Source organism: Shewanella sp. POL2 (assembly GCF_000282755.1).
GTDB classification, from domain to species: Bacteria; Pseudomonadota; Gammaproteobacteria; order Enterobacterales; family Shewanellaceae; genus Shewanella; species Shewanella xiamenensis.
In genome coordinates this window covers 1-12,206 of record NZ_AKZL01000116.1, presented here as the reverse complement: position 1 = coordinate 12,206, position 12,206 = coordinate 1, and the positions used below count along the sequence as shown (strand labels likewise).

The window sequence follows — 12,206 nt, the reverse complement described above, 5'->3', positions numbered from 1 at the left end:
AAGCTTTGTTTGACTAAGAATCGCCATTCCCAACTGTTTACTGAATCGCCCCCCGTGTAAGGTACCGAAAAATCGATATGGGCGACGTTGCCATAACTGGATCTAGATGAATAAATCCGCGCGCCAATACCTATGCTACCGAGTGGGCCGTTGACTTCGTTATTGTCGGCTAAGGGACCGCCAGAGGCTTGGCCTACATCTGCAAAGACTGCCCAGCCGAGTTCGGCTAATTGGTATAAGTTGATATTCGGATAATTGCGGATTTCGGCGGTAAATAACCATTGGTTATCCCCTTGTTGATATTCGTTGGGATAACCTCGTACTCCAGTTTCATCCCCAAGTCCTTGAGTTAGATCGAGATAGGTATTATTGGACTGGCTTGCCCAAGCTTTGCCATAGGCAATCCATTTTGGATTGATTTGATAAAAGTATTCCGCTTGTACATTAGCCTGAAAAGTGTCTTTTTGCGTGGTGCCTAGAGTGCTGGTCGCGCCCATTTCCAGTAACCAAAGATGTTCATCAAATTTATAACCCTTACTGGTTTGCCATTTAAAGTGGTAACCCACTGGGCTATTGTCGCCGATATCATTGGTTTCAATACCGAGTTGGATATAGTGATGCCATCCTAAGTTAAAGTCTTCATTATTACGGATCAGGTGCACGTTGTTGAGTATCTGAAAATCATCTTGAACATATTCATAGGCAACCCAGGGATACATAAAGTCCCTATCTTGTGGTAACTCTGAGTTAGGATACACCTCTGAATTGGCAAACTCGTGTTTGTCTTGGGTAAAGCCAGCAATAAAGCGAGACAGATTGTCGTTGCTTCTATTGAGTAACCAACCATATTGCAAATTAAGGTAATCGACAGTGTGGGCAAACTCGTTCACCTCTTGCCCATTTTGTCTCAAAATATCGGTGCGGCTATCATCTAAAAACTCGGCCGAGTACATGGTCTCAGTATTCAATGAATAGAAAGGCTTGCTCACGTACACATGTTTAGCTTGGCCGTCACTATTATCATAAAATTCAGCGGCGACAATGCCGTGATCGATAAAACTCACGGGTGCCTCAAAGGCAAACTTATAGCCAGTGCGGGATTCGTTAGATTGATACTTTAAGCGGGTGCGAATGCCAGTACCTAGAAGGTTATCTTCTTTTACGCCAAAGGAATAACGAGTGTCTCCTCCTGAGCTGCTAAAGCTGGCCGTTGGCAGTAGCGACCAGTTGTCCCAAGTTTCAATAATAATGGATTCATCTTCGAGGGGAGAATCCGTTTGGGGATCCTTCTGACTTGTATAAACTTTGGCATCACGAATATAAGGTTCGGCGCGCAGTAAACGTTGAGACTCATCGAGATCTTTTTGGGTGACCGTATCGTTTTCGCTAAAGGTAAGCTTATCGCGAACCACATATTCCTTGGTATTTATATGCAGATAGTTTGCCCAGCGGTGGATAAAAAATGCATCGGGATCTGACTCGTCGAAGATAGGATTGCTTACAACGATGATCTTACTAACCTTTTTTGGGGCTTGATCCGAGGTGGTTTTGGGCGCAACCTCATCCGCTGTGGCTAGGTTGACTAGACCACAGAGGCAACAAGGTAGAATCGATGCATACAGGGTAAACTTCTGCATAAAACCACTCCCGTAAACTGGATGGCGACAGCTTAAGGTTCTGCTGTGCTTCACAATTTAATAACACACGGGATATGACGATTAGTCAAGTAAACATTTTAATAAAATTATGATTTTTCATAAGGTTATTTTAAGAATAGGGCTGGAATTGGCGCCAGCCCTGAGGATGAATGTTATAGCGTACGCCTTGGTGGTACTACGACGTTGGCAAAAATCAGTCCGGCGATAAGCGACATAAAGATCAAAAAGATCTGTGAGCCAATATGGGATTGGTTAAGCATAGTTTCGCCGGAGATCAGCGCGTTCAGCCCTATGTAGGTTTTACTGCCGGGTACTAAGATCACAATGCCTTGCAGCAATGCAATTGAGGCGGGAGCCTTCATCCAACGGGCATAAAGATTGGAGTAAACTCCTACGGCTAGGGCACCAAAAAAGATCCCCACCGAATCCCCAAAAAAGTGCCCACCTAACATGGCGGAGAAAAATGCGACAATTCCCGCTAGAACGCCCCAAGGCGAATCTTGCATCCGTGCTTTAAAGATGAACACCAGCGCCATAGAAAGGATGGGCACCGCCGACCAAATCGCCCAGCGAGGCAGTCCTTCCGGTTCGATATAAATGGCCTCACCGAAGAAGGCTTTACCAATTGCCATCCCCAAAACTGCACCAAAATATAGCTTAAACAACAGCATACTGGCGTCCATGATCCGCGCTGTGCCCGAAATCAAATCGCGTGCCGCCAGCTCAGCAAGCCCCAAGGTTAAGGCTAAACCGGGAATAAAGATGATGATCGAGGAGAGGATCACCACCGGAATATTGATATTGGGGTCGATGCGGGCAATGGCGCAGGCGGCAATGGCGCAAACAATCGTCGCGAATGGCTCTAACACTTCTGCCATGCGCGTCGAGCGCTCGGCGCGGTACACAAAGCCATAGACCAGCAAGCCTAACAAGCCCGACCAAAATACATCGTTCCAACCCGTGCCCATCAACATGGCAAAGGCGGCCGCCGAGGTACCAAAGGAGAAACAGGTTAATGCTGGGCCGTAGGGGTTGGGTTTGTTGGCAATTTCCTCTAGCCTGTCTAAGGCTTCGGTGAGCGTGCGTTTACCTGAGGTGAGTTCATCCACCAGTTCATCGGTGCGGGCGAGAGAACCTAAATCCAACTCGCCGGGTTTTACCCGCGCAACATGGTTATATTCTTGATCGGTATCGTGTTGTAATACGAAGGTCATGGAGGTCGGCGAGATTAAAAAATAACCTTCGATTCCGAGCGTCCGAGAAACGGTTTGTAAATGGGTTTCAAGACGGTAAGCGGGTGTGCCAAACTTATGCAAAGCCTTACCTAGCTTAATGATAAATTTACGCTTTTCGAGAAACTGTTCGTTATCCAATCGTGCTATTCGCTGTATAAAAAGTTGTAAGAGATTGCGCGCGCATATTAACCTATCTCGTCACTAAAAGGTTAATGGCTTTTAACCTTAATACAAATAAATTGCTGAATTTTTGCGGTGTATACCGCGCTTATGTTAATTAAAAGGGAGTTGCTATGCCATTAATCGTAACAGGGTTTTACGCCAGCTTGACTGGGTTGTTAATCATTGCTTTAGCGTATCGAGTGGTGAAATTAAGACGAAGCCAAAAAATCGGTCTCGGTGACGGCGGTAACGATGCTTTAGCACTGGCGAACAGGGTGCACGCAAATCTAATTGAGAATGCGCCCATCGTATTGATTTTAATGCTAGTGGCCGAGGCGGGTGGCTTAGCGCATTTCTATTTGCACTGCTTTGGTACTGTATGGATTGTAGCGCGTTTACTCCATGCTATTGGCTTAACTCAAGGCAAAGGCGGTTATCATTTCGGCCGTTTTTGGGGCGTGTTGCTCACTTGGTTGGTGACTATCAGCCTAGCCCTAGTCAACTTAGTGCATTTTTCCCAAAGTCTGTAACTGCTGGGATAGGTAATGGCCGTCTAAGCCATATCCTTAGCCACTTTAGGGGTATTAAGCGCATTGGCGTAAATACCCCGAAAAACACCTCTGCTGCTGTTTTTTTAATCGCACTTATCCCTGTTTGCCTGCTATACTCCGCGTCCCTAAATCGGTGCGGCTTGCTTTTGTCTGCACCTTTGTTTGACATTACGTTTTTGGGTCAAAATCGATGCAAGTTGAATCCACACTGTTTAGCCATCCCAAGTATTGGGCCGAATGTTTTGGCACAGCGCCTTTCTTACCTATGTCCCGCAAGGAGATGGAGAAATTAGGCTGGGACAGCTGTGACATTATTATCGTCACTGGCGATGCCTATGTGGATCATCCTAGTTTTGGTATGGCGGTGATTGGCCGTATGTTAGAAGCCCAAGGCTACCGCGTCGGGATTATTGCCCAGCCCGATTGGTCGAGCAAAGATGCCTTTATGCAGCTAGGGCGCCCGAATCTATTTTTTGGCGTTACCGCCGGCAATATGGATTCAATGATCAACCGCTACACCGCCGATCGCCGTATTCGCAGCGATGATGCCTATACTCCGGGCGATGTCGGCGGTAAGCGCCCCGACCGCGCTGTGACGGTTTATACCCAACGTTGTAAAGAAGCCTACAAAGATGTGCCTGTCATTATCGGCGGCATCGAAGCGAGTCTGCGCCGTATTGCGCACTACGATTATTGGTCGGATAAAGTCCGCCGCAGCGTGATTTTTGATGCCAAGGCCGACATTTTAATGTACGGCAACGCCGAGCGTCCGCTGGCCGAAGTGGCGCGTCGTTTAGCGGCGGGCGAAGCGATTGCGGATATCCAAGATGTGCGCGGTACTGCCGTTATCCGTAAAGAGCCTATGCCCGAGTGGCGTGGGATGGATTCTCGCAAGATAGATCAACTACATAAGATCGATCCTATCCCGAACCCCTATGGCGCCGACGATGTGGGCTGCGCCAATTTATCAGGCCCATCGGATGTTAAAATTTTCGATAACGATGCGCCAAAGCCTATCAGTGTGCAGCCGCCACGCCCTAAGCCATGGGATAAAACCTATGTGCTGCTGCCTGCCTTTGAAAAGGTGTCTGAAGACAAATATTTATACGCCCATGCTTCGCGGATTTTGCACCAAGAGCAAAACCCGGGTTGTGCGCGGGCGTTGTTCCAGCCCCACGGTGACCGTGGCGTGTGGGTGAACCCGCCAGCTTGGCCACTCAATACCGACGAAATGGATGCCGTGTTCGATTTACCCTATAAACGGGTGCCGCATCCTGCCTACGGCAAGGAGAAAATCCCTGCCTATGACATGATCAAAACCTCGATCAACATTATGCGCGGCTGCTTTGGTGGCTGTTCATTCTGCTCGATTACCGAGCACGAAGGCCGAATTATCCAGAGCCGTTCGCAAGAATCGATTATCAAAGAAATCAAAGATATTCAGGATAAGGTTCCCGGTTTTACTGGGGTGATTTCTGACTTAGGTGGCCCCACTGCCAACATGTATCGCCTCGGTTGTACCAGTGAAAAAGCGGAGAAAACCTGTCGCCGTTTATCCTGTGTGTATCCATCGATTTGCGGCCATTTAGGCACAGATCATAAACATACTATCGACTTGTACCGCGCCGCTCGTGCTGTGCCCGGCATTAAGAAAATCTTGATTGCTTCGGGTGTGCGTTACGACTTAGCGATTGAAGATCCTGCTTATGTCAAAGAGTTGGTCCAGCACCATGTGGGCGGCTATTTAAAAATCGCCCCTGAGCATACCGAAGAAGGGCCGCTCAGCAAGATGATGAAACCCGGCATGGGCGCCTACGATAAGTTTAAAGAGCTGTTCGATAAGTTTTCTAAGGAAGCGGGTAAAGAGCAGTTCCTGATCCCTTATTTTATTTCGGCGCATCCCGGCACGACCGATGAGGATATGCTCAACCTCGCGCTCTGGTTGAAGGAGCGTAAGTTTAAGCTCGACCAAGTGCAAAACTTCTACCCATCACCGATGGCCAATGCGACGACTATTTATCACACTGAGCTGAACTCGCTGAAAAACGTCAAGCACACCAGTGAAGTGGTGCCAGTGCCGAAGAAGGGTCGCCAACGCCGCTTGCATAAGGCGCTGCTGCGTTACCACGACCCAGCAGGTTGGCCGATTATCCGTGAAGGCTTGATTGCCATGGGGCGTGAAGATTTGATTGGCAACAGCCCGAATCACCTCGTGCCGCCAGAAGGGCGCAACGAACGTGGCCCTAAATGGATGAAGGATGCCAACCAAGGGCAAAAAGCCCTGACACGCTTCTCGGGTAATCAGTTTGATGAGCGTAAAGGCAAAGGCGATGCCAAGGGCAAACCGAGCGCAAGCAAGCCTAAGGGACCAAAGTCTGGGGCGAATGCGCCGCAAAGTCAGCAGCCTAAAACCAGCCGTCCTGGAGCTAAGGCGCCATTTGGTCAGTCGGGCTTTAAGGGCAAAGCTGAGCAGGGTAAGGCTGGCCACCAAGGCCGCGGAAACAAAGTCTCTTCAGGCCGTCAGCACGCCAAGTAATGGTGAAAAAAAGCCACTCCAGTAAACCGATTTGGAGTGGCGCAGAGATGATGGTAAACCAGCGGTACCATCCAATGAGTGTGTGGCGAGCGTTTGTAGACGGAACGTGCGCCGCACCTCAGTCTCAAATGGGCCCACGGATATGAGGAACGTGAGCCACTATCCCTCAATGTACGGGAGAGCCTGATGAAGACTTTCCATTCCTAAAAGAAGTAGTTAATCCCTACCGCAAAGCCATTATCTTCCTGCGCTTCGAGTGCTGGATCATCCATATTGCTGAAATCTAACTTCATTTCGGCAAACATCACAGTGTCGTTACTGTAACGGTAGTGCAGGCCAAGCATGGCGAATTGGCGGGTCCATTTGCCTTGGATGGGCGTACTGGCATCTGTGTCTAAGTCCAAATAGCTGAGGACAATCATAGGCACAAAGCCATTATCGAATTGATAGGCCGTCATCAGCTCAGCGCCAGTAGCGTCGTAGAGTTCGCCGCCGACCAGTTCATTGTTCTTACTCTGATGGGCGTTAAAGCCGACGTAGAGACCGCTGGCTTCGCGGTTATCGGCATAGTGGTAATAGTCACCATACATGGCGCCGATACCGACGATTTCGTTGGTTTCATCGACTTGAGTGTTACCTAGGTGGCCTTCAAAGTCGCCACGATTAAAGCCGGCGAGTAGCTTAAATTTATCTGTGAGTGAGTAGGTCAGGCTGGCACCGTAACTGCTGTCGAAATTAAGCTCAGAGTTAGTCATTTCGCTGCCGTCGTCGTTTTTTAAGGTGACATCACCATTGGTTTTGGCGGCGTATTGTAGGGCGATTTGCACTGGGCCAAAGCTATTACGGTAGATAAACGCGGAGTCTGCACGGCCTGTTCCGGTTAACCCGCCATCGCTAAAGGCATAGGCACCGACACTATATCCGGCGAAGACGTTCGGTAAGTCCGTAGTGCCTGCAACATCGTAGTAAGCGCCCCATTGCTTACCAAAGCTGAGGCTACCCCATTCATCGTGCGACATACCGACATAACCTAAACGGTTATAGAGGAAGTCTTCGGTTTTTTCGGCGGCCAATTTGCCACCTTGCATCACTAAACTGTCATCGCTGGACACCATGTTGATGCCCCATTCCGTGGTGGCAAAGGCGGTCCAGCCGTTTCTCTCGCTGCGTTCAAAGCTAAATCGTACTCGGGAGGAGTCATCAATTACTGAGGTATCGTGGCTGTCGTTGAGTGCCGCGAAGCCTAACCAACCACTTAAATCTAATGAGTTTTTTTGATCGTTATAGAGTTCAACCGCTTGGCTGCTGGTGGCCACCAACAGCATGGGAAGCATTAATGCGATGCAGGTTTTTTTCATCATTCCACCTAAATTAGGCAAGTTTTGTCTGGGGACCTTAGGCTCTGCGGCTTAAGGTCCCTAATGACGTATTGCTGTTAAGTTTCTTATGTATTAAATGAGACTTGCAGGGGCGACGTGCTCACGCCGCTTTAATCTCAACACTTGGGGTTTTATTAGAAATCACCCCGTAGATGGTCCAACCGAAGAAGGTCGCGATAGCGCCTAACATCACTGCGGTTTCACCAGAGCTATAGAGGGCGTAGAAGCTATACAGGGCGCCGATAACCGCAATCACGTTGGCAACACGGGCCTTGTTGGCTGGTACTTTGAGTTGTTTTTGCATCACACCTAGGGCTGCCATCGACAGGATGTAAGGCACAATGTTAGTCACCACGGCGAGGTTTACTAGGGCTTCAAACTGTTTGCTCAGTGATGGACTGATGGTCATCAGAGACAGCAGGGTTTGAATCGAAACGATGATGGTCATACCCCATATCGGTGCATCGGCTTTGCTGACTTTAGCGAACACTTTAGGGAAGAAACCTTCATCGGCAGAGGCTTTAAACACTTGCGCGATAGTAAACTGCCAACCCAGCAGTGAGCCGGTACAGGAGATAATGGCGCAGGCCATGACGATTTTACCGACCACAGGGCTAAACATTTGCGCAAAGGCTAAACCGAATGGGGCGTTTGAGCTGGCAAGCTCGGCGTTGGGTACAATACCGGCAATCACGTTGGTTGAAACAATATAGATAAGTGCTGCACCTAAGGTTCCGCCCATTACGGCGATAGGTACGTTTTTCTCTGGATTATCAACAGCCTCTGAGTTGGCGCAAGCCGATTCTAAGCCAAGGAATGCCCATAAAGTCATCGCGATTGAACCGCCTAAGGCTTTAAAGAAAGGCATATCATGTGGGTTCCAAGCGCCTTTGTAGAGGTCGATGTCGAACCAGAACCAACCGATCAACGACACACCAATTACAGGCAGAATAATCCCCCACACGGTCACGCTGCTCACGCGACCCGTAATGCGGGCGCCACCAAAGTTAGCCACTGTTGCTAACCAAAGCACGCCAATGGTGGCAAGACAGATAGCCATTGGGCTTAAGTTCACTTCGAGCAGTACCGCGGCATAACCCACGGCGGAGATAGCGATGGCGACGTTGGCGATAAGTAGCGAAACCGCATAGGTGTAGTTCGCCATAAAGTTACCGCTGCGGCCAAAGGCATATTCGGCGTAACCGCCCATACCACCGGATTTTTTACTGAACATACCGCACTTAGCAAAAGCAAAGGCCAGCGCGGTTGAGCCAGCAGCGGTAACAAGCCAAGAAAGCACAGAGATAGTACCGACTTGCGCTAATTGGGTGGGCAACATAATAATACCTGAGCCCATCATATTGACTATGGTAATAATCGTTAATTGGATAACGCCAATTTTATTTGCTGATTTACTCATAATAATGACCTAATAATATAATTCATTATAGAAGGTTGAAATTGACTGCAGAGCGGGGTTAATTAACTCTGCAGTCTGATTTCAATTATTTATTTAATACATAACCTAGGGCTTGGATTTTTCCTTCTGGGGTGCTTTCGAGGTAAACACCTTGTAATTCAGGGGAGAATCCGGGTAATAAGTTGATGCCTTCTTCAAGGGCAAGGAAATAACGCTGTACTGCGCCACCCCATATTTCACCTGGCACCATACATAACACGCCTGGTGGATATGGCAGTGCGCCCTCTGCGGCAATTCGACCTTCGATTTGCGACAGTGGCACTAATTCGACATTGCCACGAATAAATTCAAGATTGGCCTCCTGCGGGTCCATCACCTTGGTTGGGAAATGCGCCTGACGGAACATTTCTTTTTGCAGTTGTTTTACGTCATGGCTGACATAAAGGTTGTGCATTTCTTGGCAGAGTTGACGAATGGTATAGTCTTTATAACGGGCTTTATTGGCGTTATAGACGTTAGGCAATACTTCTGATAATGGCGCATCTTCATCGACTAATTTCTCGAAGCGGGATATTTGCGACACTAAGTGCTGCATTTTTGCCATATCTTCCGCAGGTGTCATCAGGAATAATATCGAATTTAAGTCGCACTTCTCGGGAATAATATTATTTTCACGTAAGAAGTTAGCCAAAATCGTCGCGGGAATACCAAACTCAGTATATTTACCGGTTTCGGCATCAATACCTGGCGTAGTTAATAGGAATTTACAAGGATCAACGAAATATTGGCCTTTTTCATAGCCCTCGAAGGAGTGCCATTTTTGTCCGGGTTCAAACTCGAAGAAACGTAAATCATCGGCCATTTGTTCAGTTTGATAATCCTGCCATGGGCGCCCCTCGATCATACTTGGGATAAATGGCTTGATATATTTACATTTTTTAAGCAGTAACTTACGCGCTTCAATACCGGCTTTGACCGCTTCACGCCACAGATAACGGCCGCTGGCGCCTTCGTGCATCTTAGCGTTCACATCCAATGCGGCAAACAGCGGATAGAAGGGGCTGGTAGAAGCGTGCATCATAAAGGCGTTGTTGAAGCGTTTATGGTTGCAGTATCTGGCTTGGCCTTTGATATGTTTATCTTTTTTGTGAATTTGCGAGGTTTGTGAGAACCCAGCCTGCTGTTTGTGCACTGACTGAGTCACGATAATACCGGGATCGTCAGGTGTCAGTTCCAGCAGCAGTGGCGAGCAGTCGTTCATCATAGGAATAAACTGTTCATAGCCAACCCAAGCCGAGTCAAACAGGATGTAATCACATAGATGACCAATACGATCAACCACTTGGCGAGCGTTGTAGATAGTGCCGTCGTAGGTGCCGAGTTGGATAATCGCTAAACGGAATGGCCGTTGTTCATCGGCTCGTTCTGGTGCAACTTCGCGAATTTGTTCCCTTAAATAAGCTTCTTGGAAGCAGTGGGCGTCGATACCGCCAATAAAACCGAAGGGGTTACGGGCAGTTTCTAAGTAAATCGGTGTTGCGCCCGCTTGAATTAACGCGCCATGATGGTTGGATTTGTGGTTATTACGGTCGAATAATACCAAGTCACCCTTCGCTAGCAGTGCGTTGGTCGCCACTTTGTTTGAAGAAGAAGTGCCGTTAAGCACAAAGTAGGTTTTATCGGCGTTAAATACCTTCGCCGCGTATTTTTGTGCATCCAGCGGTGCACCTTCGTGGATTAATAGATCGCCGAGTTTAACGTCGGCATTACACATATCTGAGCGGAAAATGGTTTCGCCAAAGAAATCGAAAAATTGGCGACCCACAGGATGTTTACGGAAAAATTGACCACCCTGATGGCCTGGACAGGCAAAGGTGGAGTTACCCATTTCCACGTATTTTTTCAGTGTGCCAAAGAAAGGTGGTAGTAGGGCTTGCTCATATTTTTGGACGGCGGTTTCGACCTGTTTTCCATAGAAATCGGTATTGCTACCGCAGAGTTCAAATACCCCGGTAATCGAGGAGCAAATATCATCTGGGAAGGTTTCTTCACAGCAAACGGATACGAAAATAGGCAGTTTTAATCCGGTATTTTTAATTTTTTCAACAATACCATTTTTAACATCATCAACAGAAACTACAGCCGCGCCCACATCGCAAAAATCTGTGGTTAATACATTGACAACTTCTCTGTCTATTTCAAAACATGATCTAACAGATAAGCTGGCGGCAACTTTTAATGATTTCATCGTTAATTTCCCTTTTACTTTAAAAAGTTTTGGATACAACTTGGCCTATACCTAATTAAAAATATTAATGGTATTAAATTAGATATGGCTATTCCGTGTGCAGATATGATGAAGCTATAAGTCGTCCAAGAATAAATAGATAGATTTATTCAAAATGAATGACTTAGCCGCAGCGTTACTGCACGAGCAAAAGAATGCTTTGATTTAGGTGCGAGATAATAAACCTGAAAAAAACAGTACGATAAGTGTATGCGCTTACGAGGGCAATACCACTTTAGACCTGTTAATTGGTCTACTACCTACGCGAAGATTAGCGAAGGAAGATAAATGAATGGTCGAAGTAATCACGTTGGCTAGGCATCATGATATGTCTAGTACGTCGAATATGTGCCATGATTTTAGATTTCCTCTTCATATACAACTCCATTATGAAATTCGAGAAAATTATTAATTCGTTTTATTACGGCATGGAGTTTATCTAGGTGTTGCCAATAAAAATATGATCGGTGTCTTATTTTTAATTAACTGTAATTATTTATTGCAATAAGTTTTATCTGTGTAATTACAGTCAATCATCCTTAAGTATCATTATCTAAATAACGAAAGTAAATATTGTCAGTTTATTTTTAAAATTAAAAATGCATAAATTTATAAATAATAAATATCTAATTACGCGCAAACTACAGTATTAATTTGCTTGGTAATTTATAGAGTACGCCATCCCTGCATAAAAATGCAGATTAAGTCTTTACAAAATCACTTGAGTGCTTAAATATGACAAAAAGTCGACACTTTTTCTCAATTTTGAGCATTTAGGGAAGAAAATTGGCGTTTTGAGGCAGGTTTGCCACTTAAGACTGACGTAAATTAGCGGTGTTACGTATCAATTGGAGATTGTGATGAAGCATTTACATAAGTGGATAGTCGGAATTGGATTATTTACCGCAGTATTAGGGTCGGTGCAGGCCATGACCTTATCGAGCAAAGATATTAGTGAAGGTCAGCAATTATCTAATC

Annotated in this window: 7 protein-coding genes; 2 read left to right on the top strand and 5 right to left on the bottom strand. The window is 46.8% G+C overall.

Annotated features, from left to right (window positions below; genetic code table 11):
- Positions 1–1,637: hypothetical protein (locus SHEWPOL2_RS20065; protein ID WP_037431040.1), on the bottom strand; the 1,637-nt coding region annotated here is incomplete at its 3' end.
- Positions 1,638–1,810: 173 nt separating this feature from the next.
- Positions 1,811–3,031: a threonine/serine exporter family protein gene (locus SHEWPOL2_RS20060; RefSeq protein WP_037413798.1), complete on the bottom strand. Its 1,221-nt coding sequence runs from the start codon at positions 3,029–3,031 to the stop codon at positions 1,811–1,813.
- Positions 3,032–3,186: 155 nt separating this feature from the next.
- On the opposite strand from SHEWPOL2_RS20060, the gene SHEWPOL2_RS20055 reads away from it, so the two are divergent.
- Positions 3,187–3,585 carry an MAPEG family protein gene (locus SHEWPOL2_RS20055; RefSeq protein ID WP_037413796.1) on the top strand — a complete coding sequence of 133 codons (399 nt, stop codon included), beginning with the start codon at positions 3,187–3,189 and terminating at the stop codon, positions 3,583–3,585.
- 211 nt (positions 3,586–3,796) lie between these two features.
- Positions 3,797–6,142: a YgiQ family radical SAM protein gene (locus SHEWPOL2_RS20050; protein WP_037431038.1), complete on the top strand. Its 2,346-nt coding sequence runs from the start codon at positions 3,797–3,799 to the stop codon at positions 6,140–6,142.
- Positions 6,143–6,345: 203 nt separating this feature from the next.
- Here the strand turns inward: SHEWPOL2_RS20050 and SHEWPOL2_RS20045 are convergent, their stop codons facing one another.
- The 3 genes from SHEWPOL2_RS20045 to speF form a co-directional block, all read right to left on the bottom strand.
- Positions 6,346–7,500, bottom strand: a complete 1,155-nt coding sequence (locus SHEWPOL2_RS20045; protein WP_037431036.1) for a porin — start codon at positions 7,498–7,500, stop codon at positions 6,346–6,348.
- 121 nt (positions 7,501–7,621) lie between these two features.
- A complete protein-coding gene (gene potE / locus SHEWPOL2_RS20040; RefSeq protein WP_037431035.1) occupies positions 7,622–8,941 on the bottom strand; it encodes a putrescine-ornithine antiporter in 1,320 nt (439 codons plus the stop codon).
- Positions 8,942–9,026: 85 nt separating this feature from the next.
- Positions 9,027–11,189, bottom strand: a complete 2,163-nt coding sequence (speF, locus tag SHEWPOL2_RS20035) for an ornithine decarboxylase SpeF (RefSeq protein WP_037431033.1) — start codon at positions 11,187–11,189, stop codon at positions 9,027–9,029.
- Positions 11,190–12,206 lie beyond the last annotated feature (1,017 nt).